The organism is Vreelandella nigrificans (genome assembly GCF_002374315.1).
Taxonomy (GTDB): Bacteria; Pseudomonadota; Gammaproteobacteria; order Pseudomonadales; family Halomonadaceae; genus Vreelandella; species Vreelandella nigrificans.
Genome location: NZ_NWUX01000017.1, coordinates 50579 through 75594 on the forward strand (window position 1 = coordinate 50579; position 25016 = coordinate 75594).

Consider the following 25016-nt stretch of genomic DNA (forward strand, 5'->3'; position numbering starts at 1 on the left):
ACGCCTCTGTTGTATTAACTCTGTTGAACTAACTCTGTTGTATTAAGGCCTTGAAGTAAGCTTCCAACCCTAATGTATATACATTAAGTGAGTGATTGAAGATTATTCTTGCTTGAAAAATGTAGACATTAGTCTAATAAATAAATTTAAGACTGATGGATAAAAACGCAAAAAACCTCACAAGTATTTGTTTTATTTAAAATAACTATAAATATCACCCTACCTTATCTTCGATATCCTTCAATAACAGTGCCACCTGGCATCTTGACGAATCCTGTTCAATTGACCTTAATTGTATATACATTACGTTTTCGAAATAAGTTTTGAAATAAATTTGAGAGGAGCTCCCTATGTCGAATGCAACGGATCGCCGTCTCTGGCGCGACATCAGCGTCTTCGATGGTTTACGGACATTGCCTGAACCAATGGCCGTTATCACGGAGGGAGCACGAGTCACTCTCCTAACACCCATGCGTGAGTTCAATGAGCAACTAGCCAATAGCTGCATCGAGATGGGGCACGGCGGCGTTATGACCCCAGGGCTTGTGGACTGCCACACGCATCTCGTCTTCGGAGGCTCCCGAGCAGAGGAGTTCGAAGCGCGGTTGGAAGGGGCAAGCTATGAAGAGATTGCCAAACGCGGGGGCGGTATTCTCAGCACCGTTCGCGCCACTCGCGAGGCTAGCGAAGATACCCTGCTAACGCTCGCCAAACCGCGCCTTGAAGCACTGATTGCCGACGGTGTCACTACCGTGGAGATTAAATCTGGCTATGGGCTAACCGTCAAAGACGAGCTAAAAATGCTACGCGTCGCACGGCGCCTGGGCGAGATACTACCTGTAAACGTCGTCACTACCCTGCTGGGTGCTCACGCCCTTCCCCCAGAATATAAAGACAATAGCGACGGCTATATTGATCTGGTCTGCCAGGAAATGATTCCGGCTGCGGTGGCTGAAGGTCTGACAGATGCTGTCGATGTTTTCTGCGAAAAAATTGCCTTCTCCGTAGCACAGTGTGAGCGCGTCTTCGAAGCGGCACAGCGCCACGGCCTCGCCATTAAGGCCCATGCTGAACAGCTCTCTAACCTAGGTGGCACGGCCATGGCCGCTCGCCACGGTGCGTTATCCGCTGATCATATCGAATACCTGGATGACACCGGCATCGCCGCCATGCGTGAGGCAGGCAGCGTGGCCGTCATTCTACCCGGTGCTTTCCACACCCTACGTGAAACGCAACAACCGCCTATCACGGCCCTGCGCAAAGCAGGCGTTCCAATGGCCGTCGCCACCGATGCTAATCCCGGTAGCTCACCACTATTTATGCCCACGCTGATGCTCAACCTAGCCTGCACACTGTTCCGTATGACACCTCAAGAAGCGCTTGCAGGAATGACCGCTCATGGCGCTAGCGCGCTGGGGTTGAAGGAACAAGGGCGAATCTACGAGGGCGCAGTAGCTGACCTGTGTGTTTGGAATGTCGAAGCCCCCGCCGAGCTCGCCTATGCGGTGCAGCCGGGCCGTTTGCGCCAACGTTTGCTTCAGGGAGTAGTGACCCATGGCGGCTAATGAGACAACGGCAACAATGATCGACATGTCACTCTGGCAAGGCCGAACAGACCCTGAAGCCAACAGCGAGCGCTGGCATCAAAAAATCCAGCCACTCAGCCAAACGGCAATGCCAGGCTGCGCCTTGGTGGGGTTTGAAAGTGATGCAGGGGTTGCCAGAAACCAAGGACGTACCGGCGCAGCTAAAGGCCCGACAGCTCTGCGTAAGGCACTGGCACCACTTGCCTGGCACCGTACTGGGCCAGCTTATGATGCTGGGAATATACGCTGCGAAGGCGATGCACTAGAAACGGCACAACAGCACCTTGCCGACCATTTAAGTGCGTTACTCAACGCGGATCATTTTCCCATTGTTGTGGGTGGTGGTCATGAGGTGGCCTATGGCAGCTGGTTGGGGCTTGCTCAGCACCTCACAAATAAAGGTGAAAAAGCACCTCGCATAGGCATTATCAATTTTGATGCTCACTTCGATCTACGGGACCCATCCCACGTTCGATCTTCGGGTACTCCCTTTGCGCAAATTGCTGATGAGTGTGCTCAGCGTGGCTGGCCATTCCGCTACGCCTGCTTAGGAATTAGCCGTGCCGCCAATACTCGCGCCCTGTTTAGCCGCGCAGCGGAGCTCGGCGTGATGGTTCGCGAAGATAGAGACTTTCAGCCTGCCCAACTGGAGAGCATTAGGCGCGACCTTGAGCGTTTTATGGTGCGCTGTGACCACCTCTATCTAACTATCGATCTGGATGTTCTACCTGCGTCCGAAGCACCTGGCGTAAGTGCTCCTGCCGCCAGAGGTGTCTCACTCTCAGTGATTGAACCACTGATCGAGGCCATCCGTGATAGCGGCAAGCTACGCCTAGCTGACCTAGCCGAGCTAAACCCTGACCACGACATCGATAGCCGTACTGCCCGCGCGGCGGCTCGGCTTGTTTTTCAGTTGGCGCTCGACACCTAGCGAGCCCTGCTTAAAGCAATCAACAACAAATCGACTAACCAGAGGAATTTCGCCATGTTACCTAACGACAAACGTCACGACGCTTCCCGCAAGATTGGTGCTCCCACCGGTAGCACGCTTAGCTGTAAAAGCTGGCTGACCGAAGCTCCCATGCGCATGCTGATGAACAACCTCCACCCAGACGTGGCTGAGCGCCCTGAGGACTTAGTAGTGTATGGCGGTATTGGCCGCGCCGCACGTGACTGGGAGTGCTACGACAAAATTGTCGAGACGTTGCAACGCCTGGAAGATCATCAAACCCTGCTGGTTCAGTCTGGTAAGCCGGTAGGCGTATTTGAAACCCACAAAGACGCCCCGCGAGTGCTGATTGCCAACTCTAACCTGGTACCTGCCTGGGCCAACTGGGAACACTTTAACGAGTTGGATAAAAAAGGCCTGATGATGTACGGCCAGATGACCGCCGGGTCTTGGATCTACATCGGCTCCCAGGGCATTGTCCAAGGCACCTACGAAACCTTTGTTGAGGCGGGCCGCCAACACTTTGATGGTAACCTGACAGGCCGCTGGATTCTCACTGCAGGCCTTGGCGGCATGGGCGGCGCTCAGCCTCTCGCCGCCACCCTCGCCGGTGCCTGCTCGCTCAATATCGAGTGCCAGCAAACCAGCATCGATTTCCGCCTGCGTACGCGCTACCTGGATGAGCAAGCCGACGACCTGGACGATGCACTGGCGCGCATAGAGCGCTACACCGCAGAAGGCAAAGCGATCTCGATTGGCCTGTGCGCAAACGCAGCAGATGTGCTGCCCGAGCTGGTCAAGCGTGGCGTAAAACCCGATATGGTGACTGACCAAACCAGCGCCCACGACCCGCTACACGGCTACCTACCCTCGGGTTGGACGTGGGAAGAGTATGTTGCCCGTGGCAAGTCGCAACCCCAGGCAACCGTAAAAGCCGCTAAGCAGTCCATGGCAGTACATGTACAAGCCATGCTCGACTTCCAGAAGATGGGCGTACCCACTTTTGATTACGGCAACAACATTCGCCAGATGGCTCAAGAAGAAGGGGTTGAGAACGCCTTCGACTTCCCTGGTTTCGTACCTGCCTACATTCGCCCCTTATTCTGTCAGGGCATAGGCCCCTTCCGCTGGGCGGCACTCTCCGGCGACCCGGAAGACATTTACAAAACCGATCAAAAGGTCAAGGAACTGATCCCTGACGACCCACACCTACACAACTGGCTGGATATGGCCCGTGAGCGCATCAGCTTCCAAGGCTTACCGGCCCGTATCTGCTGGGTAGGTCTGAAAGATCGTGCTCGTCTTGGTCAAGCCTTCAACGAAATGGTCAAAAACGGTGAGCTTAAAGCACCGGTAGTTATTGGCCGCGACCACCTGGACTCCGGCTCTGTTGCTAGCCCCAACCGCGAGACCGAATCGATGCTGGATGGATCAGACGCTGTTTCCGATTGGCCGCTGCTCAATGCATTGCTGAACACCGCCGGTGGCGCTACCTGGGTATCACTGCACCATGGCGGCGGCGTAGGTATGGGTTACTCCCAGCACTCAGGCGTGGTAATCGTCGCCGACGGAACCGATGATGCCCACGCGCGATTAGGCCGCGTGCTGCGTAACGACCCAGGTACCGGTGTTATGCGCCACGCAGATGCTGGTTACGACATTGCCAAAGAGTCTGCCCGTGAAAACGGTCTCGACTTGCCGATGCTGAAGTAACGTTCACGGGGGGATACCGGCACCACCGCGCATAACACTTGGTGGTGCCGATTTCAGCGCTCTATGAGAATGAGAACAACAACACCAACGGGAGATTCTTTATGTCAACGCACGGCAAGAAAAGTCTGAACCGCAGTGTATTCATACCCGCCTTCGCCATCATCTTACTAGCCGTCATCATAGGACTCGTAAACAACGAGTTGCTAGTCAGTGTCGCCAGACAATTATTCTACTTATCACTGTCTGATTTTGGCTGGCTATATCAGTTGTTAGCTATATCAACACTGGGCATCACCGCTTATATCTTCTTCTCCAAAGCTGGCAATATCAGGTTAGGCGGTGAACACGCCAAACCAACTTTCTCCATGGCGGCAACCTTTGCCATGGCACTGACAGGAGGGATCGCCACGGGAGTGGTGACCTACTCAGTTAACGAACCGATTATCTATTTGGGCAACGTCTATGGCGAGATCAGTAATCAAGCCTTCGAGCCCGCCAGTTCTGAAGCCGCAATCTTTGCACTGGCAAGAAGCTTTCACAACTGGAGCTTCATCCCCTACGCCATGTACTCCATCGTTGGCCTGATGATCGGCTACATGCACTTCAACCGCCAACAACGCTTTTCGATCTCGTCGACACTGACGCCGATTCTCGGCAACACCGAGCGTAATCCTCTAGTACGTGCAGTAGTCGATATCATCTCGGTACTGGCGATTGCGCTCGGCCTCGCCTCGTCATTAGGTGCTGGCTTGGCTCTGATCAGCTCCGGGCTTGAGGTCGAATATGGCATCGCTTCTAACCCAACTACTTGGCTGATTCTGACACTGGTCATTTCGACTATTTTTATCACCTCAGCGGTTTCTGGCCTCAAACGTGGCATCCGCTTCCTATCATCGATCAATGCTTATATCTTCTACGCGTTCGTTGCTATTTTGGTGATTATTGGCCCGTTAAACTACATTCTCAGCCTGTCTGTAACCAGCCTAGGTTACTGGCTCGATAATTTCTTCCTTTGGTCGTTCGACACCAAGGAGTCCGGTGGCGAGGCCTTGGTGACCTGGTGGACTATGTACGACTGGTCGATCTGGATTGCCTATGCACCATTGATGGGGCTCTTTCTAGCACGAATCTCCTACGGCCGGACGCTGCGTGAGTTTCTCATTATTAATTGGATACTGCCCTCGATATTCGGCATTGTTTGGTTCGCCATTTGGGGAGGGTCAGCCATCAAGTGGCAAATGGATGGCACTCTGGATCTAGTCAAAGTAGTCACCGAGAGCGGAGCTGTCTCTGGGCTATGGGGGTTCCTACAGCACCTGCCACTGTCAGCGCTACTGATTCCGCTGGCCATTCTGACTCTAATCATTTCCTTCTCGACCGCGGCGGACTCAATGTCCTCGACTATCGCCACCATCTGCACCAAAAACATGACGGCGAATGAAGAACCCCCTCGCAAGCAGAAGGTTCTTTGGGGCCTTTCAATTGGTGTCATCGCCTACATCATGGTGGCCTTCGGTGGTGGCGCCCAGGGCGTAGATGGCATCAAGTTCCTAGCCGCAGCAGGCGGCTTCATAGTGCTCTTCCTGTTCGCACTGATCGTAGCCTCAGCGGCGAAGGTTTTCATCATGCAGGGATCTCAGGGACAGCAGCCAGACGCCCTTAACCAACAGGCGGAGAAGGCCTATGAGTGACAATTCTCGGCATATCACGCTCGGCGCAACGCCTGTCGACTGGCGGCAGGTAGTCGAGATCGCACGCCACAAGGTGTCCTTGTCGCTGACCACACAAGCCTGGGACAGAATCATCACTGCACGCAAGACTGTCGAAGAAATCGCCTCCTCGGCTACTCCCTATTACGGAATCAATACCGGCCTGGGCGCACTATGCGAGGTGGTGCTAGAACCAAGCGAACTGCAGCGGCTTTCGTACCATACGCTAATGAGTCACGCCTGTGGCATCGGCGAACCTCTTCGGAAGGAGCAGGTTAGAGCGATTATCTGCTGCGCCGTTATCAACTATAGCCACGGCTACTCCGGCATCAGCCCTTTCGTCGTGGAGGGGATGATGCGGCTCTTGAACGAAGAGGTCACACCGATTGTTCCCTCAAAAGGCTCAGTCGGTTATCTCACCCACATGGCACACATCGGCCTAGCGTTGATCGGCCATGGCGAGGTCGAGTACCTCGGCCAGCGCATGCCGGCCAAACAGGCTCTGGATACCATCGGCATGGCCCCTCTTACACTTGGGCCTAAAGACGGCCTCAGCCTAGTCAACGGCACTCCTGCAATGACGGGCCTAGCCTGCCTAACACTTGCGGATACCGCACACCTTGCCGCATGGGCCGACATCATCGGTGCCATGAGTTTCGAGGCGCTCGGTGGTCAGCAGGACGCTCTACTGGCAGAGGTGACAAGCCTCAAACGGCACGGTGGCGTTCAGCACACAGGGGATAACCTGCGTCGACTACTACAGGGAAGCCCTCGCCTTGCACACTGCCGAGGGCAACACCTACAGGATGCACTCAGCCTGCGCTCTATGCCCCAGGTACACGGTGCCTGCCGTGACCAGTTCGACCACGCCGCTAGACAGATAGACAACGAGCTTCATTCTGCAACTGACAACCCCCTGGTGTTTACGGGAAAGGATGGCTATAGAGTTGTGTCACAGGCTAACCCCCATGGCGCTTCTGTAGCCATGGCATGCGACCTGTTGGCGATCGCCGTGTGCGAGTGGAGTTCAATATCCGAACGCCGTACCTACCGTCTTGTAACGCCTCAAACCAACCACTTACCTCCTTTCCTGACAGCTGAGGCTGGGGTTAAGTCAGGAATGATGATTGCACAATATTCGGCTGCTTCGCTGGTAGCTGACAACAAGCGCCTAGCCCAACCTGCTGTCACCGACAATTTTATGACCTCGGGACTTCAGGAAGACCACCTGAGCCTGGGAGAAAGCGCCGCGCTGAAGCTGGACCAAGCTCTCGACAATGCGTTTCAAATACTCGCTATTGAATACCTGTTGGCCTCTCAGGCCTTCGACTTGATCGATGAGCAGGCTTTTGCTCCAGGAACTGAACTGGCGTGGAAAACGCTAAGGGAAACGATCCCTTTCTATGAGGAGGAACATGCCCTCCACCTGGATATGTACGCAGCTTACAACCTGCTGCGCGATGAGTCACGACAGTCCCCCTTCATCACACTAGCCCCCCACCTAAACCCTGGAAAGAGGTAATCATGACCCATCTCGACATTCAGCCCGGCAAAATGACCCTGGCGCAAGCGCGCCAGGTGTTTCAATCTCCGGTCACCGTTAGTCTGCCCGCCAGCGCCAACGATGCAATTCAAAAAAGTGTTGATTGCGTCAACCGCGTGGTTGAAGAAAATCGCACGGTCTATGGCATTAACACCGGGTTTGGGCTACTCGCACAAACGCGTATTGCCGATGAGGACCTGGAAGCGCTGCAACGTTCGCTAGTGCTTTCCCACGCTACCGGCGTAGGCGCTGCCATGGACGATAACCTGGTACGGCTCATCATGGTGCTTAAGGTTAACAGCCTGGCACGGGGCTTCTCTGGCATTCGTCGCGAAGTACTCGACGCGCTGATCGCCCTTATCAACGCGGAGGTGTATCCGCATATTCCGCTCAAAGGCTCGGTGGGTGCCTCCGGTGACCTAGCGCCATTGGCCCACATGAGCGTAGTGCTTATCGGTGTGGGTAAAGCACGCTACAAGGGCGAATGGCTCTCTGCTGAAGAGGCGCTCAAGATCGCGGGGCTTAGCCCCATCGCGCTTGCTCCCAAAGAAGGCTTAGCACTACTCAACGGCACACAGGTTTCCACTGCCTACGCCCTGCGCGGTCTATTTGATGCCGAAGACCTCTATGCTGCCGCTACTGTTTGTGGCTCTCTAACGGTAGAAGCCACCTTGGGATCACGCTCACCATTTGATGCGCGTATCCATGAGGTGCGTGGTCAGCGCGGCCAAATCGACGCAGCGGCGGCTTATAGGCAGCTGCTCGGCGAAAACAGCGACATCGGCGACTCCCACGCCAACTGCGAAAAGGTTCAAGACCCTTATTCGCTACGCTGCCAGCCACAGGTAATGGGGGCTGCGCTTACTCAAATCCGCCAAGTCGCCGAGGTGCTGGCGGTAGAAGTCAACGCGGTTTCCGACAACCCCCTGGTTTTTACTAACACAGGGTTTGCTGACAGTGACGACATTATCTCCGGCGGCAACTTCCACGCTGAGCCAGTGGCAATGGCTGCTGACAACTTAGCGTTGGCAATTGCCGAAATGGGTGCACTGGCGGAACGCCGCATCTCGCTAATGATGGACAAGCATATGTCCCAGCTGCCGCCCTTCTTGGTCGAAAAAGGCGGCGTTAACTCTGGGTTTATGATCGCGCAAGTGACCGCGGCAGCGCTTGCCAGCGAGAACAAAGCATTGGCGCACCCCCATAGCGTTGACAGCCTACCTACCTCAGCCAACCAGGAAGACCACGTTTCCATGGCACCGGCAGCTGGTAAGCGGCTATGGGAAATGGCCGATAATGTACGTGACATCCTTGCCATTGAGTGGCTCTGTGCCTGCCAAGGGCTTGATATGCGCCATGGCTTAAAGACCACGCAACAACTAGAGCAAGCCAAGCAATTACTGCGTGACCGTGTCACCCACTATGAGCAAGATCGCTTCTTTGCACCAGACATTGAAGCAGCCAGCAACCTGATTGCATCAAGAACGCTGAGTCCTCTACTTCGTCCTGGCACCCTGCCAAGTCAGCACTAAGCGACTTAGCCTGCCCCGCAGCCACAGGCTGCGGGGTTTCATTGTATTCACTTCCAACTAAATCTAATTCCAACGACAAGAGTAGCTTCCATGAATGCTATTGTTTTGGCCATTTTAGTGATGGTCAGCCTCAGTCTTGCTCGGGTTTCCGTTGTCTTTGCCTTAATCGTCGCGACGTTGGTGGGCGGGCTTTATGCGGGTATGCCCATCAACGCCATTCTCGATGCCTTTAACGACGGCCTTGGTAACGGTGCTACCGTAGCACTGGCGTATGCGGTGCTGGGCGCCTTTGCTGTTGCCCTCTCACGTTCAGGCATAACAGAAGTAATGGCGAACCGCGCCATTGTGCGCTTTCAGGTCGATGATTCAGGCGGCAGTCGCCGAATGGTGACCTATACACTACTGGCGGCCCTGCTGGCAGCGGCGGTCAGTTCTCAAAACCTAATTCCGGTGCATATTGCGTTTATTCCGGTACTAGTACCGCCATTACTCAAGCTGATGAACCACTTGCAGCTCGACCGCCGTCTGGTTGCATGTGTAATTACCTTTGGCATTACCGCCCCTTATATGCTGTTGCCGGTAGGCTTTGGTGCCATCTTCCTAAATGACATCCTACTTACCAACCTCAATGAGAGTGGCGCCGCACTGGGGTTAGAGGTCACCCGAGGAATGGTGCCTATGGCGATGGTGATCCCTATCGGCGGGATGGCGCTTGGCCTTGCAGTGGCAGCGCTATTTAGCTACCGCAAAAGCCGCCACTACCAGGACCGCGACCTCGCCAAAGGCGACGAGACGCCCGCAGAAGCGGCCCAGCATCTAAAAGGCTGGCAAAAAGCTGTGCTGGCAATTGCACTCATTGGAACTGTTGCAGTTCAGCTCTACACCGGCTCAATGGTGCTGGGGGGCATCTTTGGTTTTGCCCTGCTATCACTGAGTGGCGTCTTCCGCTGGCACGAGCAGGACGGCATCTTTACTGAAGGCATGCGTATGATGGCCCTGGTCGGGTTCATTATGATTACCGCGGCTGGCTTCGCCAGCGTGATGCAGGCCAGTGGTGAAGTTGAAGCGTTAGTGAGTAGTTCCACGGAAATAATTGGTGATAACAAAGGCCTGGCAGCACTGATTATGCTGCTCGTCGGTCTCTTTATTACTATGGGCATCGGCTCTTCGTTCTCAACGATACCCATCATCGCCTCGCTTTACGTTCCACTCGCGCTTAACTTTGGCTTTTCGCCACTCGCCACAGTGGCACTGGTAGGTACCGCCGCCGCCTTGGGCGATGCTGGCTCGCCGGCTTCTGATTCGACACTTGGCCCCACCGCCGGTCTCAATGCTGATGGCCAGCATGACCATATCTGGGACAGCGTTGTGCCAACCTTCCTGCACTACAACATCCCGCTGATTGTCTTTGGATGGGTGGCCGCCATGATGCTCTAACACTCCCCCAGGCCTTTCCCCAAAACAAAACCACCCCGAAGGTTGGACTGGTTGTCCAATTTTCGGGGTGAAGCTCATTCTAGCGGGGTGGTTAATGGCGGTTACCTGTGATGATAGGCAGCCTTGAGAAACTTAAAAGTTGATTGTTTCACCATCTTCAGGGATTTCAACGCGATCCTCGATACCCTGCTCCCGCACATACTCTCTCAGCTCTTCACGGGTCAGCGCCATATGGTTGACGGCATCCATGTGCGAGGCAACGATCGTGGCATTCGGAGCCGCCTGGACAGCTCGCAGCACATCTTCCTTGCCCATGATGATGGACTCTTCAAAGTCGCTCAACAGTGCTTCGCCCGCATTGACTATGATGACCTCTGGGCTGTACTCCTCGATGGCCAGATTGACCTCATCTCGCCAAATAGTGTCGCCCACCAAGTAAATCGTCTTCTGGTCCGGCGCCTGGAATACAACACCCATGGCTTCGCCGAGGACCTCCGCTAGTTCTGGCACAGCATACATTTCATCAGTGCCGTGCTGCCCTCCCGTCTTGCTCAGGGTTACGCCACCGAACTCAGCCTTATCGGAAAGGATCCGCACGTCAGTGAAACCCTGTTCACGGATCATGAGCGCATCAGCCTCGTGCTGCGTGAAAAGCGGAATATCTTTCGGTAGAAATTCCTGAGCGGCGTCATCCCAATGATCCAAGTGGGTGTGGGTGATGATCACCGCATCCACCCCATCGATGATCTTCTCAACAGACATCGGAAGATCTACCAGGGGGTTACGCAGTGTGCTGCGGTAGGTACCCTCAAACCCTGGATAGGTGCCCTTTTCCGATAACATCGGGTCAATCAAAAAGGTGGTCTCACCATAACCGATCTTCACCGTTGCATTACGGATCTGCTGCAACTGCACAGTACTGGTAGCTGCCTGAGCTGCAGCGGCACCAACAGTAAAGCTCAGCGCCACGGCCAGCGAACTGGAAATTTTTTTCAGAGCCATAAGTTTCTCCAATGAGTCCTATGTAAATGTAAGTGCAGCGCGATTCCATCCTTGACTTCGCCATGGCCGACCGTGGCCGAAACGTCAGCCGTTAACCGGACAAGTAACCAAATGCGACGCCCACCCTGCGTCCAAGTTGACCAGACCTCGAGAGCACGGGCTTATCTTGGATTGGTGCGCTGTTGTTTACTTCGCCGCCAGATACGCCTGCGTCGATGTAACGGTACCGTAGCCGAACTCGAAGGCCGCCATCATAGCTGCATGAACCTGGGCTGCAGGCACGGTCACGCCGTTGAACTCAAGATCAAGTGTGGCACAAGCGTCGTGTACTATCGTGGCCGCGTAACCCATATCAACGGCCGCCCGCACGCAGGCATCGACACACATATGGCTCATCGCACCGATAACCACTACTTCCTCTACCCCACAATTATCAAGTTGTTGCTTGAGGTCAGTGTCGCGAAATGAGTTGACGTAGTTCTTAACGATAACCGGCTCATCTCCAGTCGGGGCCACGGCAGGTTGAATTTTGACCCCATCGGAGCCTGGCACGAACACCGGCGCCTCACCATTGGCGAACTCGTGGCGGATGTGGAAGATAGGGATATTCTTAGCCCGGGCATCAGCGATTATCTTGGCAGCATTAGCAGCAGCGGCTTCAATGCCAGATAGGGGTAGCTTACCTGTAGGTAGATATTCGTTTTGCAGATCGACGACGATCAAACCAAGCTTTTTCATGATGTAGCCCCTTAGGTAGATTGAGAATTAAGTGGGTTGATAATCCGTTGGATTGATAGCCGCTATGTTCCCCCCTATATGGCACAGCGAGAAGTGGCGTCAAAGACATTTTCAGTGCCAATATCGACATCTATTCACTACCATCTTATAAAGCCTTGATAAGAGCTTGATAAGAGCTTGATAAAATCTGGACTCGGTATTTAGAAGTGTGCGCCCTAGCCAAGTGCACTAAAGCGACGGCGGTATGCACTAGGTGACAAGCCGACAAGGCGTGTAAATACTTTACGGAAGGCACCGGGATCACTATAGCCCACCTCCCATGCAACGCGCTCAATGGAGGTCTTTTCGAACTGCAGCAACTCACGGGCCCGACCAACACGCAGCCGCTGACAGTATTCGGTCGTCGTCATGCCAGTCGCCTTCTGGAAGCGACGTAATAGAGTGCGCTCTTCCAGCCCGGCCTGCGCGGCCAGAGTGGATAATGCCACCTCCTTGGCCTGGGTCGCCTGTAGCCAGTGCTGCACTTTGAGTACCGCGGTGTCCCCATGTGTTAAGCGGGGAGAAAATACACTGTAATAGCGTTGTTCACGGCCAGGAGGATCAACCAGTAGCATACGCGCCGTCTCGATCATAACCGTTGGACCCAGCAGCCGATCCACAAGCTTTAGCCCCAGGTCCGTCCAGGACATAAGCCCTCCGGCCGTAATCACATCACCATCATCGATAATTAGTTGATCTGCATCTACATGAACATCAGGGTAGCGCTGTTGCAATAACTCGGCATACGCCCAATGGGTAGTCATCTTGCGACCTGCAACCAGGCCGGTAGCCGCCAATGGAAAAGCGCCAGCGCAGACCGAACCCAAAGTGACTCCTTCCGCATGCCGCTCACACAGCCACGCCGTCAGCGACAAGGTGTCATCCGCTCTAATCGGTTCGCCCAGTGTAGGCGGCAGAATCAATGCCGATAGCACGGCAGGTTCGCCTGAGCCACTATCAAATATACGTACCGGAGTAACACCAGCCTCGTCCTGCTGTTGCCAGTGCGTTATTCGCAATGGCGGCTCGGTTTGCTGCAAATGTGTCGAGGCGATACGATTTGCGACACAGAACAGGTCGGTCAACCCCAGTACAGCCGCCTGCTGTGCCCCCGGATAAAGCACCAAGCCTATCTCTAACGTCTGCGTTTTTGCCATCTTTTTCTAAGGCCCTGTCATGTATGGATATCACCATCTGTCTCAATGCCGACGGCTAACACAACCAGTAGTGGTTCAAAAACTAGATACCCTCTAATGAAGCTGATGAGTTACCCAAGCCAAAGCCCCCTCTCGGGTGAGTGGGGGCTTTAACATCGCGGCTCAGCAACTGATCAGCCAGTAACTACTCAGCCAGTAACTACTCAGCAAGCAACTACTCAGCAAGCAACTACTCAGCAAGCAACTACTCAACAAATAACTATGTCTGGACAATCACTCGCTATCACGGTCACTCGGTCTCAGCACCTTCGGGTTAGAATTCCCCCACACCGTATAAAGATCAGCTAATAGTGCGTCGTTGAGCTCCTCAAGCTCTTCAATGGTAATACGCTCCTCACCTTGAAGTCCGTAGAGCACCACCTCATCACCAGGAGACACGCCTTCTAAATCGGTAACGTCCACCATGGTCGTGTTCATTGACACTTTGCCTAATACCGGCACCCGCTCACCGTTAATCAGCACAAAGGCAGCATCGGTAAACACACGCCGGTAACCATCAGAGTAGCCAACGGGTAAATTTGCCAGCAGGCTATCACGCTCTAACACCCTTACATGGTCATACCCCACTCCACTGCCCTGAGCATAATCATTCACCGATGCAACACGCGTTCGGAAAGACATCACTGGCTTAAATTGCTCATAATGCGGCAAATCACCGTACAACAGGCCACCCGGCCTTACCATATCCAGCCGTGCCTCTGGCACTTCCATTGTGGCAAACGAGTTAGCCGCATGAAGAATTAATCCATCACGATCCAGATCAGCGGCCTCGATTAGCCAAGCACTCTGCTCATGGAAAAGCTCCAGCCCTTGGCGAACAAACTCCTCCTCTTCAAAGGCAAAGTGGGTCATGATACCCACCAGTTCCATAGACGCTAAGCCTTGCAGCTCTAATGCCTCCTGTCGCCCGGCTTCGCTCTCAAGCGCCATGCCGTTACGCCCCATACCCCCTGAGTTGAGGCCCAAATGATAGCGCAGCGTAACACCCGCTTCAGCCGCATCCTCAGAAGCCTGTCGCGCAGCGGTGATATCACCGAATAGCTCTTCCATCTCGTAATCAAATGCACCACGAATCTCTGCAGGTGTGGCACTGCGTACCCGCATTAATCGTCCCTCAAAGCCGCTTGCCCTAACCACGCGAGCTTCCTCATTGCTCGCCACACCGATGCAGGGAATACCTAACGCAATGACAGAAGGCATTAAGTTAGCAATCCCATGACCATAAGCATCGGCTTTCATAATGGCGCACAGAGCAGTCTCTTCCCCCAATAGCTCCTGGACACCAAGAACATTACCCTCAAAAGCGGATTGAGAGATCTCCACCCACGCATTGGCACTAATATGCTCTGGACTATCAACCAACAGAGCCTGGTCGCTAAGTAATGGAGCTGCATAGCTTGTGCTAGTAACAGCAGCAGCAACCGCAGCGGCTAACAGAGTAAGCGGGTATTTCATTGTTGAATCCTTGAACATTTTCGTTGTAGTGATTTCCCCCTACTGACACTAACCGAATTTAGCAATAAGTAACGATAGAGCATGCCGTTTTTCTTAAACAAAGCAGCGCTTTGACACAACAACGATAGATTCAAGCCGAGTTAGCTGAGAGAGCTGGCTGAGAGAGCTGGATTCGCTTACTGCGTCCTAGCAAAGCAAATGAGCCGGCGAAGGCCATGCCTACACCGACTCAACCTGGGCGCTTCCAAAGGTCCTGAACCCAATAGCTAGAAGATAGCCCGTACTGCCAGATATAAAACAGAAGGCGCTAAGAGAGCCCCCAACCCCGTGTAGAAGGTAGCGGTCATTGCACCGTAAGGGACAAGCTTGGGATTGGTTGCAGCAAGGCCTGCCGCAACACCACTGGTGGTTCCCATCAGGCCACCAAATATCATTGCCGAGCGAGGGTTATCCAAGCCAATATGGCGCGCCATAATGGGCGTCATGATCATCACCAGTATTGATTTGATTAAACCCGCGGCGATAGACAACGCGATAATATCTGAAGAAGCGCCAATGGACGCACCCGCAATGGGGCCAACGATATACGTCACGGTGCCAGCACCGATAGTGGTGAGTGAAACGGGGTCTCGATACCCGAAAGCAAACGCAACCGCGACACCAGCAACAAACGAAAGCACCACGCCTAGAAAAAGAGCAATAATGCCACTCATGCCTGCTTCACGAATTTCATGAAAACGCACGCCATAGGCTGTCGCAATAATCGCTAAATCGCGCAACATACCGCCACCCATCAATCCCAGCCCTGCGAATAAACTGATATCCGCGAGTCCCTTGCTGCCACCGGTGTGAATGCCTCCATAATAGGCGAGTGCAAGTCCTACCATAATCGCGATAGCGGACCCATGAACCCGGCCATTGGTTAACTTGTCGCTAACAAGGTAGGAAATATACATCGCTGCCCCAACAAGGGCGAAAGCAGCCACTAGATGCTGGCGTTCTAACTGGGCAATTAATGATTCAATCATGGCATCAACCTCGGGTTAGCGAATGGGGGCCGGAGAGGAAGGAGAAGACTTCGTTTGTGGTGGTTGCTCTTCCAAGGGGGTTGGACGTTGAGAGCGCCCAAATAGAGGAATCACCAGGAAACTAGCCGTTACCGCCACGAATCCCGCTAAGATGGCAATTAATCCACCATCAAGTGCCGCTGCCACATCCTGACTAGCCGCCATCGCCACGACGATGGGTATATACATGCCATTCCAGAACTTAATACCGCTTTCGGTGCTGGCGGGCATCTTGTTCTTATCCATCAGATAGCCGCCTAAAAAAATCAGCAGCAGCATAGCAATACCGACGCCGCCAACATTAGAGGTCACACCAAGCATCATGCCCAATACGTCACCCGCCCAAAGACCGACCAGCATGCAGCCTGCCAAAAGGGCAACTCCGTAAATCACCATAGTAGTATTCCTTCATTGTCATTATTGTGAGGATCATGCGTTAAATCTTAAGCCGCAGCAGTGATGTACTTCTCCCCTGCGGCGTAGAAAACCACGTCAAATTTCAGCGGCCGTATTTTGTGTTTGAAAGGTATCGGCATAGGTGTCGCGTAACTGATTTTTCTGCACTTTACCCATTACATTCCGTGGTAGCGCCTGTGTAAAAAAGACCCGCTTGGGTTGCTTATAACGCGCCAGCTGATCCTTCAGCGCCTCCTGAATTTCTGACGCGGTGATTGAACAGTTTTGCTCTTTAGGAACAACTACCGCGACGACACCCTCCCCCAGATCAGTATGCTGCACGCCAATAACCGCAGATTCTGCCACTCCAGGCAGGTCATCAATGAGCTGTTCGATTTCTTTGGGATAAACGTTATAGCCACCTGAAATCACCAGATCCTTGTCACGGCCCACGATATTTAGATAACCAAGTTCATCGATACAACCAAGGTCACCAGTGATAAAAAAGCCATCATCACGGAACTCCGACGCAGTTTTTTCCGGCATCCGCCAATAGCCTTTAAAGACATTAGGCCCTTTTAGCTCCACCATGCCTGTCTCACCTTGGGGAATGGTGCAGCCCGTTTCACGGTCGGTAATACGCACCTCAACACCCGGTAAGGGAATACCAACCGTACCTGGGCGACGCTTGCCGATGTAGGGATTAGAGGTGTTCATATTGCTTTCAGTCATACCATACCGTTCAAGTATGGCGTGGCCTGTGCGCGCTTCGAAGGCTTCATGGGTTTCAGCAAGTAAAGGAGCAGAGCCGGATATAAATAGCCGCATATTAGCGACAGCGTCTCGGGTGAGGCGAGGTGACTGAAGGAGCCTAGTATAGAAAGTAGGGACTCCCATCAAAACGGTCGCTTTAGGCATACGGTCAATTAGCTCGTCTACATCCAGCTTCGGCAAAAAGGTCATCGAAGCGCCGTTAACGAGCGTTACGTTGCATGCAACGAACAGCCCATGAGTATGGAAAATAGGTAAAGCATGCAGTAAGTGATCATTTTCGCTGTAGTGCCATGCCTCGCTGAGGGCCAAGCAGTTAGAGGCTAAATTGGCATGCGTCAGCATGGCACCTTTAGAGCGACCAGTAGTACCAGAGGTATAGAGAATAGCGGCTAAGTCATCAGGACCCAGCTCACAGACCCACGTCGTTTCCTCAACGTCGCCTAGTTTTTCCATCAAGCTGCCATCAGCCCGCGTGCCTAAACTTTCAATATGCTGTACACCGCATATAGCTGCCTGTTGAGTGGCAAGCGTCATCTCTTCCGGTCGGCAAATATAGAGTTTAGGCTCGGCGTCTTGCAAAAAGTAGCGAACCTCACTCTCCGTATAAGCAGTATTTAGTGGCAGATAGACAGCACCAACCTGCAAGCTAGCCAAATAGAGCATTAACATTTCGGGACTTTTATCAACCTGAACAACCACCCTATCGCCCGGCTCAATGCCTAACGCTAGTAAATGACTGGCAATCTTTCGGCTGGTGGCAATAACGTCTTTATAGCGATACTGCTTCCCACTAGGTGTATCAATTAGCACCTTGTCAGGCTGGCGTTCAAAGTGAGGATAAAACTGCATGTAAAGATTGTTATTCATCTTGTGCTCCTTGTTATTGTACCTAATCACTATGCTGGGTTTACCGGTTAGTCACTACGCGGAACTGTCTGTAAAGCACGGCTAAGCTTTAGCATCAGCAGTAAAATATTGAGATGCCTGGCTAGCAAGACGGCGGATATCATTTGCGCACACCACACTTTGGTGCTGGCTAAATGCCTCATGGTTTTGCTCGATATGACTGAGTCGATAGAGGTAGTTCACCATAACGCCATGGGCTTGTTGCATGCCCTTAAAGGAAGTGTCAGCGGGCCAATTAATACGATAAAGGCTGGCCCCATTACCCAGATGAAAACGTGCAACAGGATTAAGGGGCAGTCCTGCTGAGCTCTTAGCCTCCACAAGGTAATACGCCACAATACGCATCAACTCCTTCTGATTACTGGCCGATACCTGGGATGTGTCAAAAGACTCCGATGCAAGCAATGCTTCAAGCTCCTTTGATAACACAATGCTTTCAGTGGCACGCTGTTCAGCGAGCCAGGTTGCGAAGCCTGGGACTGGCGACAATGTGACAAAACTCTTTATTTGAGGGAATTCTCGGCTGAGTTCCTGAACGACCTGTTTGATTAAAAAGTTACCAAACGACACGCCTTTCAGCCCGCTTTGACAGTTGCTAATACTGTAGAAAACAGCGGTATCAGCCGTGCTTAAGGGAGTTTCTTCAGTATTTTCCAGAATGCTTTGGACGTTATCTGGAATCCCCTTACATAAAGCCACCTCAACAAAGATAAGCGGCTCGTCCCCCGTTGCTGGATGAAAAAATGCGTAGCACCGGCGGTCGTCGGGATCGAGTCGACGGCGCAGGCTGTCCCAGTCCTTGATTTCATGTACCGCTTCATAGCGAATGAGCTTTTCAAGTACAGCTGCCGGGGTGTTCCAATCAATGCTTTCCAGCACAAGAAAACCACGGTTAAACCAGGAATTAAAAAGGTGAGAAAAGTCAGCATCTAGCGCAGCAAGAGCGGGAGATTTTTTTAATCGCTTGAGAAGGTCGGCCCGCATTTTGACTAACTCATACGTACCGCCAGGGCAAAGATTTAGCCTACGCAATAAGTCTTGTCTACGTGGTTCACAAGCATCAAACAGCTTTGCAAGCGCAGCATTATCATATTTTTCGCAATAGACTTGGTATGCAGCATGGATAGCATCAGGTTCTGCTGCATAGCTATCTGCCAGCAGAGAGAAAAAAGCCTCTTGCTCCTCCTCATCCAGCTGGCTGTACTGTTCTAACGCTTGTTGGGCTGTCAGAATCTGTGAGGCCTCACCATCACGTTGCATTAGTCGTTCACACATCTCGGTAAGAACGCTAAGGTGTTGTTTATTATCTTTGAGCAACCCCTGCTGATGGCTTAGTGCGCGAGTGCGCTCGCTTATATTCGTGAGTAAACCTTGGAGGAAGGTCATATTCATATGCATACAGCTGAGCCCCGCACGTCATTGTCATAAGATTACAAAGGCAAGGATTTAACAACAAGCCATGTTATATTTAACAAACTAGGCCTGTTATATATTTCAGTCAAGCTAAAGAGGATACGACTTATGGCTAAGATATCGCAGACACAACGGCTGCGTGACTTACTGGAAGATGCCATTGTGGGGGGGCGCTTTCTGCCAGGAGACAAGCTAGACCCAGATGCATTAGCGCTAGAGTACCAGTGCTCGCGTACACCCATTCGTGAAGCTATTCAACAGCTTGCAATGTCAGGAATGGTTCAAGTGTTGCCTAAACGTGGAACCTTCGTAACGAAGCTAAGTATTTCAGAATTAGTCGAGCGCTTCGAAGTCATGGCTGAATTTGAGGGTGTCTGTGGAAGGTTGGCTGCACGGCGAATAACAGCAGATGAGTTGGCACTGCTCAAAGAGGCTCATAACGCATGTCGTGCAAAAGTAGCAGAAGGAGATAGTAACGGTTACTACTACGAAAATAGCTTATTTCACCAACGAATTTATGAAGCGAGCCATAATGAATTCCTGGCCCAAGAGTCAGCCCGCTTACATGCCGTATTGCAGCCCTACAGGCGCATGCAACTACAAGTACGTATGCGCTTGGAGACCTCTTTTCAGGAACATGACGCGATTATAGCCGCGATAGAAGCTGGCGAGGCCCTTCAGGCAGAAGCACTCTTACGTGATCACGTCACGATACAAGGAGAGCGTTTTACGGATTTGGTCGCTTCAATGCAGCAGTTAAAACGCGCCTGATACTCCCCCACTACCCTATGCTACCCTGCGCAAAACAGACTTAGGGGGCAGGATGAGGCTACTGATGGGCATAGCGACGGCTTTACTACTCGCTGGATGTGGTGATGAAGGACCGCCACAGCCAGATATGTCGCTGAAAGTAGGCGATGAAGGAGTCATATCTAGCGCATCGCGCATGTGCAACTCCGTTGAGCTTTACGAGATCCGCAGAAAGATCTGGCAAGATGTAACCCAGGAAGAACTGGATACCTACAATGAGGCGTTAGAGAACGGCGACTGCACCTCAGCATATGCCAAGAATTTGCAATATAAGGTGCTGGATATTGGCCCTGTTGTAGAAGACGCCACAGGCTGTAGGCTACGTTATATGGTGACAATAGAAGTTGAGGAGCACGGCACGCGGTACGTTTCCAGTGACCGTCTTCCAGGCACTACACAAGAACAGTGGGACTACCGCGGGAACTGCACACCAAGACTTTCTGAGTAGAAGTTGACAACTGTGCTTCGCCCTGACGTGACGGACGAGGCTTCCCAATTTCTTGGCCAATTACTTTACCCGTCACATGCATGCCCTCTCGGCTGCGGCATCGTCGCATATAGCCCCGTAGGTGCTCACTCAAGCAGCGATCAATCTTTCATTTTTGATCCTGAAAAGTAAAACTGCCCATTTATCGGCTAGTTCTCAAAGATACGAATACGAAAGGAAGCCCATGAGAAAAGTCATTCAGCACACTGCTGCAGCGTTAATACTCATTCCCACCGTCGGAGCAGCAAACAACCTGGAGGCTGGACTAGCCGCCTATCATGCAGGTGAGCATGAAACAGCAATGCAGGAATTAAGACCGCTCGCAGAGCAAGGTGATGCAGAAGCGCAGTACCGACTTGGGTATATGTACAACCGGGGCTGGGGCATTAGGAGTAACGGTGTCGAAGCACTGAAGTGGTGGCACTTGGCCGCCGAGCAGGGCCATTTACCGGCACAGTATAAAATTGGGGATGTGTACGAAAACAGCATGAATGATTCGTTCTGGGGCATTGAGCGAAGCAGGGAAGAAGCGAGAAAGTGGTACCTTATGGCCGCTGAACAGGGTTATACAGATGCACAGATCAAACTTGGTAACATGGACCCCTTTGGGCCAGAGGGTGAAAAATGGGTACGCATTGCTGCTGAAGCAAACAATGCAGAAGCTCAATTCAAACTTGGGCGCAGGTACCAGCATGGCTGGGGCGTACTAGAAGACGATGTAGAAGCGGTAAGGTGGTTTCGTCTCGCCGCTGCGCAAGGATATCCAGAAGCCCAGTCGGCTCTTGGATCCCGATACGAATTTGGGCGTGGCGTGAGTCAAGACGATACCACAGCGTACATGTGGTACACCCTTTTTGAAGCCAACAGCGACATGACAATGGAAAACAGAAGAGATCTCGAAGCCAAAATGCCCCCAGAAGCCATCGCTGAAGCTGAACAGCGTGCAAGTATGTGCATGTCATCCAACTACCAACAAGGCTGCGAAGAGTAGATTCGCAGGCAACGTTGAGCCCCTAGATCCTGAATTCAAGCAATAAGTACAGTGCACTCATAGGCATTTAAATAAGGCCGCCAGAATACTATGGTACTGTACTTTACGCTTTAAAGCCCTTCAACTTGAGGTGGAATAAATCCATTATTAGATAAGGCTTTTATGACACCTCTAACTAGAAAGCTATTATCAAAACCAATCGTATATTGTCGAGCCCCTTCAGCTATAGGCCTAAGCATTCCAGCTTCAACAAGCTTCCGTACTTGGTATGTTCTTTGAGGGGGTTTTGAGCCCTTCATTACAGAAGCAAGATCGCTTGCTTTAACAACTTGCCTTTCAATAGCCAAATTTAGAATATCTTTCTCTTGTGTCGTTATCAGCTTTCTTTCTCGGGCATGTTCTAGCGCTGGCCACAAAATATTCTCTTTCAAAAACGTATAGTCTGAAAGCTTATCCAGCTTTTTCAGCTCATCTAGAATCCCTTGCAAAACGTATACACACCAGTCATGCAGTGCTTCTGGGGAGCCTGAATCAGCAAGCGATAACATTTCATAGTAGCGTTCTCGATCATTGCAAAAAACAGCAGTCGGGTTGAGCACACGCCCAGTGACCGTCTTGCCCAACGAAACGTTAAAGCCGTACTTGATCATTAATGCATAAGTTAATAAGCGAACTACTCTCCCATTTCCATTGGTGAATGGATGTATCCACCCAAATCGATGATGGGCTAAAGCCACTTTCATGAGATCGTATTTTTGCTGATCGCTATTATTTATAAAATTAACCAGCTCGTGCATGTACTCTCCGACCCGAAATGGCTCTGGAGGAAGATGGCTAGACTTGGCTATTTTCACCTGCCCTGCTCTATAAGCACCTGGAGTTTCATCGCCTTCTCGCTCAAGGCCATCTACTGCAAGCTGATGCAACTCTCTTATAAAATGTTCTGATATGGGATCATCAGGCTCCAACTCTTCCTCAATGTATGACATAGCTCTTTCGATGTTAGCTATCTCACTCAAATGATCACTCGAGCGTTGTGTGCCCTCTAACGTGCTTTCGACATAATCAGCCAGCGTAGTGTGGTTACCTTCAATTCTTGCCGATCCTAAGCTTTCCAGTATATGGAAAATATTTTTAAGTTGGAAAAATGTAGGTGCTGGCGTGCTCCCGCCAAGCCGGAGCCTCCTCAGATACTCAAGCTCAGTCAGTACATCGACAAGAGGTGAGTCGAAGGATGGATTTAGAAGCACCAGGTCATAATGATGAAATGAAGCAGGGTCACTCATTATCTCAAATCCCTCAAAACATTATCTCAAAAAAATTAACAAAAAATATTAAAAAACATGATCTTAAAAAAATGAAATAGAAAAACAACTGAAATAAAGTTCAACAACATGTTGAATCCACCTGCTCAACAAGTCAAATTACGGCTACATATTTAGCCTGAATACGTCATCATGCACCCGGCGCATATTTCTGACTGCGCACCTAGCGTGCGCACCAAACTGCATACCGACTCATCTAAGGAGCACTCCCACAAAGCAGAGGGAAGACGAGCTATCTCGCTTAAGAGTAGCTTTAAGCGACCCTCAAACCCGGTGGATTAGCTCCAGGGTTTTGCTCTCCCTCTCACTTATTGAAAGTGCATAACTCCGCATGAATTCGCATGATTTTCATGCACCCATTTTTGTCTAGCCAGACTAGCAGTGGCGCGGCTTGGCAGAGGTCTCTGGGGTACATAAAAACCACTACATTTAGCGCGCGGGCGGTGTGGGGTAACAATGGCGCGGCGTGGGTCGCGGCCGGTGTGTTTTGGAAGGAACAACGAGGAGCTAAAAAACCATGTATTTCAGAGTATTGTACTCTTTTTTAGGCCTTCTCAGGACGTCTCAAGAATGGCCGTTGGCGTCCCTGGCAGGAGCCATAGATAGAAAATAACTCATTGAATTTTAAATAATTCATCCATAAACCATTCAGTTAAGTATACCAGTCTGTATACCAATAATTAATATCCACCCTTACAGGGCCATAGAGACGATATCGATGCGTTGTAACAATTAGATTAGGCTACACAACACCTTGAAAAGTAAAACAGCAAGGCATGCAGTAGCGCTCACTACTGCCTCGGGAGTGATCTCCATCCCCAATAGTGGTCCAAAAATCCTCCTTCAATGGGTATTTTCGGCTATAGGATATGTAAGTCGCTTGCCGTCAGGCACGTTCGTTTCACCAAAATTTTTACACCTAAAGCAATAACCTCATTCCGAGAAACCTTTCTCTTGGCATCGCTCCTGGCAGTAATCACCGATTAAATTTAGCCCAGGAAATCAATAGTCTACTCTTCACTAATGTATTTTTCTTACTTTATATTATCAATCACACTTTAAACTCTAGCGCTGCTCAAACAAATTGAGAATTCAATCACATTTTTAAAATTTCAACTTAACATCCTCAGTGTCCATATACCCCCACGACTTCATAACGACTCGGCTTATCTTATTTTTTAGCCGAAAGTTTCGCAATTAACGCAACAACTACAACACCCAATAATGATGCACCAACTCCCAACGAGACGTTAATAAAAATATCATTCCCTAAAAATTCAGACATGTTACGAAAATTGCTAGTTAAATCTGTGAGTGAAGCTGTAGAAGCCAGGAAGGCAAGTGTTAATGAAATTGTTGCAGAGATCACTGCAAACATTTCTGGTGTTTTTGTTGATTCGCGCGTCCTCCTTGATGCACTTAATATTTTATTATGCACCCTTTCTACTTCTTCCGTATCCCCATTTTCAGCTTTTAGATACGCTATAAATTTCTCAAAGGTAGAATCATCACTTTGTATAGTATAAAAAATCTTTCCAATTGAATGTACCTGTGACAACTCCGATATAAGCTGTTCCTTTCGACCACTATCCAGAAGAGGAGATGATACCGTTTCAGCTATTAAATCTTCTATTATTGAATTACCAGTAATAGATTCTTTTCTTAATCTGTTTTCTCTTACAAGTGAATCAATAACAGCGTTTAGCTCAAACAACCCCACAGTCCTCCCTTCACCAATTTGATGAGATAGCCTCTTGACAATTTCTCTCCTAACTTGGGCATACTTTTGAACCTGACTCTTTAAATAGAGATAAACAGCTAAAGGGACACCAAGTATTGATGCAAAAGAGCCGATTACTTGCAAGATGTCATTCATTTCGCTTCATCCCATGTCTTTCTATCAATAAAAAAGCATGACATTAAAGAT

At 51.3% G+C, this 25016-nt stretch carries 20 protein-coding genes; 10 read left to right on the forward strand and 10 right to left on the reverse strand.

Annotation, left to right across the window (positions count from 1 at the left end):
- Window positions 1-350 precede the first annotated feature (350 nt).
- The 7 genes from hutI (at window position 351) to CPA45_RS16365 (ending at window position 10469) form a co-directional block, all read left to right on the forward strand.
- Window positions 351-1565 carry an imidazolonepropionase gene (hutI, locus tag CPA45_RS16335; RefSeq protein WP_096653326.1) on the forward strand — a complete coding sequence of 405 codons (1215 nt, stop codon included), beginning with the start codon at window positions 351-353 and terminating at the stop codon, window positions 1563-1565.
- On the forward strand, window positions 1555-2517 hold the full coding sequence (gene hutG / locus CPA45_RS16340; protein ID WP_096653328.1) for a formimidoylglutamase: 963 nt from the start codon (window positions 1555-1557) through the stop codon (window positions 2515-2517). Before hutI ends, hutG begins: the two co-directional genes overlap by 11 nt.
- A 54-nt stretch (window positions 2518-2571) precedes the next feature.
- A complete protein-coding gene (gene hutU / locus CPA45_RS16345; protein WP_096653330.1) occupies window positions 2572-4248 on the forward strand; it encodes a urocanate hydratase in 1677 nt (558 codons plus the stop codon).
- 101 nt (window positions 4249-4349) lie between these two features.
- Window positions 4350-5939: a BCCT family transporter gene (locus CPA45_RS16350; RefSeq protein WP_096653332.1), complete on the forward strand. Its 1590-nt coding sequence runs from the start codon at window positions 4350-4352 to the stop codon at window positions 5937-5939.
- A complete protein-coding gene (locus CPA45_RS16355) occupies window positions 5932-7479 on the forward strand; it encodes an HAL/PAL/TAL family ammonia-lyase (RefSeq protein ID WP_096653334.1) in 1548 nt (515 codons plus the stop codon). The genes CPA45_RS16350 and CPA45_RS16355 overlap by 8 nt, the downstream gene beginning before the upstream one ends.
- Before the next feature lie 2 nt (window positions 7480-7481).
- A complete protein-coding gene (hutH, locus tag CPA45_RS16360; protein ID WP_096653336.1) occupies window positions 7482-9032 on the forward strand; it encodes a histidine ammonia-lyase in 1551 nt (516 codons plus the stop codon).
- 90 nt (window positions 9033-9122) lie between these two features.
- Entirely contained in the window at window positions 9123-10469 is a 1347-nt protein-coding gene (locus CPA45_RS16365) for a Na+/H+ antiporter family protein (protein WP_096653338.1), read from the forward strand.
- A gap of 132 nt (window positions 10470-10601) precedes the next feature.
- Here the strand turns inward: CPA45_RS16365 and CPA45_RS16370 are convergent, their stop codons facing one another.
- The 8 genes from CPA45_RS16370 to CPA45_RS16405 form a co-directional block, all read right to left on the reverse strand.
- The gene (locus CPA45_RS16370) at window positions 10602-11471 is read right to left on the reverse strand and encodes an MBL fold metallo-hydrolase (protein WP_096653340.1); all 870 of its coding nucleotides are present in this window, start codon (window positions 11469-11471) and stop codon (window positions 10602-10604) included.
- 186 nt (window positions 11472-11657) lie between these two features.
- Window positions 11658-12209, reverse strand: coding sequence for a cysteine hydrolase family protein (locus tag CPA45_RS16375; RefSeq protein ID WP_096653342.1), 552 nt, complete (start codon window positions 12207-12209; stop codon window positions 11658-11660).
- Between the two features lie 215 nt (window positions 12210-12424).
- Window positions 12425-13405: a GlxA family transcriptional regulator gene (locus CPA45_RS16380; protein ID WP_096653344.1), complete on the reverse strand. Its 981-nt coding sequence runs from the start codon at window positions 13403-13405 to the stop codon at window positions 12425-12427.
- 273 nt (window positions 13406-13678) lie between these two features.
- Window positions 13679-14920 carry an alanine racemase gene (gene alr / locus CPA45_RS16385; RefSeq protein ID WP_096653346.1) on the reverse strand — a complete coding sequence of 414 codons (1242 nt, stop codon included), beginning with the start codon at window positions 14918-14920 and terminating at the stop codon, window positions 13679-13681.
- 266 nt (window positions 14921-15186) lie between these two features.
- Window positions 15187-15948, reverse strand: a complete 762-nt coding sequence (gene madM / locus CPA45_RS16390; protein ID WP_096653348.1) for a malonate transporter subunit MadM — start codon at window positions 15946-15948, stop codon at window positions 15187-15189.
- Between the two features lie 15 nt (window positions 15949-15963).
- Entirely contained in the window at window positions 15964-16383 is a 420-nt protein-coding gene (gene madL / locus CPA45_RS16395) for a malonate transporter subunit MadL (RefSeq protein WP_096653350.1), read from the reverse strand.
- A gap of 96 nt (window positions 16384-16479) precedes the next feature.
- Window positions 16480-18024, reverse strand: a complete 1545-nt coding sequence (locus tag CPA45_RS16400; RefSeq protein WP_096653352.1) for a malonate--CoA ligase — start codon at window positions 18022-18024, stop codon at window positions 16480-16482.
- A gap of 81 nt (window positions 18025-18105) precedes the next feature.
- Window positions 18106-19323, reverse strand: coding sequence for a malonyl-CoA decarboxylase (locus tag CPA45_RS16405; RefSeq protein ID WP_340640458.1), 1218 nt, complete (start codon window positions 19321-19323; stop codon window positions 18106-18108).
- A gap of 261 nt (window positions 19324-19584) precedes the next feature.
- On the opposite strand from CPA45_RS16405, the gene CPA45_RS16410 reads away from it, so the two are divergent.
- From CPA45_RS16410 to CPA45_RS16420, 3 genes are all read left to right on the forward strand, one after another.
- Complete coding sequence (locus CPA45_RS16410) at window positions 19585-20247, forward strand: GntR family transcriptional regulator (protein WP_078087076.1); 663 nt, start codon at window positions 19585-19587, stop codon at window positions 20245-20247.
- A 52-nt stretch (window positions 20248-20299) separates the two neighbouring features.
- Window positions 20300-20734: a hypothetical protein gene (locus CPA45_RS16415; RefSeq protein WP_096653354.1), complete on the forward strand. Its 435-nt coding sequence runs from the start codon at window positions 20300-20302 to the stop codon at window positions 20732-20734.
- Window positions 20735-20957: 223 nt separating this feature from the next.
- Window positions 20958-21764: a tetratricopeptide repeat protein gene (locus CPA45_RS16420; protein WP_096653356.1), complete on the forward strand. Its 807-nt coding sequence runs from the start codon at window positions 20958-20960 to the stop codon at window positions 21762-21764.
- A gap of 110 nt (window positions 21765-21874) precedes the next feature.
- Here the strand turns inward: CPA45_RS16420 and CPA45_RS16425 are convergent, their stop codons facing one another.
- Window positions 21875-23050: a Fic family protein gene (locus CPA45_RS16425; protein ID WP_096653358.1), complete on the reverse strand. Its 1176-nt coding sequence runs from the start codon at window positions 23048-23050 to the stop codon at window positions 21875-21877.
- A gap of 1210 nt (window positions 23051-24260) precedes the next feature.
- Window positions 24261-24965, reverse strand: a complete 705-nt coding sequence (locus CPA45_RS16430; protein ID WP_096653360.1) for a hypothetical protein — start codon at window positions 24963-24965, stop codon at window positions 24261-24263.
- Between the last annotated feature and the right edge of the window lie 51 nt (window positions 24966-25016).

Bases quoted from the DNA above. Each gene is read 5' to 3' on its own strand.
- madM (WP_096653348.1), bottom strand. From the start codon at position 15,948: ATGATTGAATCATTAATTGCCCAGTTAGAACGCCAGCATCTAGTGGCT.
- CPA45_RS16380 (WP_096653344.1), bottom strand. From the start codon at position 13,405: ATGGCAAAAACGCAGACGTTAGAGATAGGCTTGGTGCTTTATCCGGGG.
- CPA45_RS16375 (WP_096653342.1), bottom strand. From the start codon at position 12,209: ATGAAAAAGCTTGGTTTGATCGTCGTCGATCTGCAAAACGAATATCTA.
- CPA45_RS16370 (WP_096653340.1), bottom strand. From the start codon at position 11,471: ATGGCTCTGAAAAAAATTTCCAGTTCGCTGGCCGTGGCGCTGAGCTTT.
- CPA45_RS16410 (WP_078087076.1), top strand. From the start codon at position 19,585: ATGGCTAAGATATCGCAGACACAACGGCTGCGTGACTTACTGGAAGAT.
- madL (WP_096653350.1), bottom strand. From the start codon at position 16,383: ATGGTGATTTACGGAGTTGCCCTTTTGGCAGGCTGCATGCTGGTCGGT.
- hutU (WP_096653330.1), top strand. From the start codon at position 2,572: ATGTTACCTAACGACAAACGTCACGACGCTTCCCGCAAGATTGGTGCT.
- alr (WP_096653346.1), bottom strand. From the start codon at position 14,920: ATGAAATACCCGCTTACTCTGTTAGCCGCTGCGGTTGCTGCTGCTGTT.
- CPA45_RS16350 (WP_096653332.1), top strand. From the start codon at position 4,350: ATGTCAACGCACGGCAAGAAAAGTCTGAACCGCAGTGTATTCATACCC.
- CPA45_RS16365 (WP_096653338.1), top strand. From the start codon at position 9,123: ATGAATGCTATTGTTTTGGCCATTTTAGTGATGGTCAGCCTCAGTCTT.
- CPA45_RS16420 (WP_096653356.1), top strand. From the start codon at position 20,958: ATGAGAAAAGTCATTCAGCACACTGCTGCAGCGTTAATACTCATTCCC.
- hutI (WP_096653326.1), top strand. From the start codon at position 351: ATGTCGAATGCAACGGATCGCCGTCTCTGGCGCGACATCAGCGTCTTC.
- CPA45_RS16400 (WP_096653352.1), bottom strand. From the start codon at position 18,024: ATGAATAACAATCTTTACATGCAGTTTTATCCTCACTTTGAACGCCAG.
- CPA45_RS16430 (WP_096653360.1), bottom strand. From the start codon at position 24,965: ATGAATGACATCTTGCAAGTAATCGGCTCTTTTGCATCAATACTTGGT.
- CPA45_RS16425 (WP_096653358.1), bottom strand. From the start codon at position 23,050: ATGAGTGACCCTGCTTCATTTCATCATTATGACCTGGTGCTTCTAAAT.
- CPA45_RS16355 (WP_096653334.1), top strand. From the start codon at position 5,932: ATGAGTGACAATTCTCGGCATATCACGCTCGGCGCAACGCCTGTCGAC.
- CPA45_RS16405 (WP_340640458.1), bottom strand. From the start codon at position 19,323: ATGCAACGTGATGGTGAGGCCTCACAGATTCTGACAGCCCAACAAGCG.
- CPA45_RS16415 (WP_096653354.1), top strand. From the start codon at position 20,300: ATGAGGCTACTGATGGGCATAGCGACGGCTTTACTACTCGCTGGATGT.
- hutG (WP_096653328.1), top strand. From the start codon at position 1,555: ATGGCGGCTAATGAGACAACGGCAACAATGATCGACATGTCACTCTGG.
- hutH (WP_096653336.1), top strand. From the start codon at position 7,482: ATGACCCATCTCGACATTCAGCCCGGCAAAATGACCCTGGCGCAAGCG.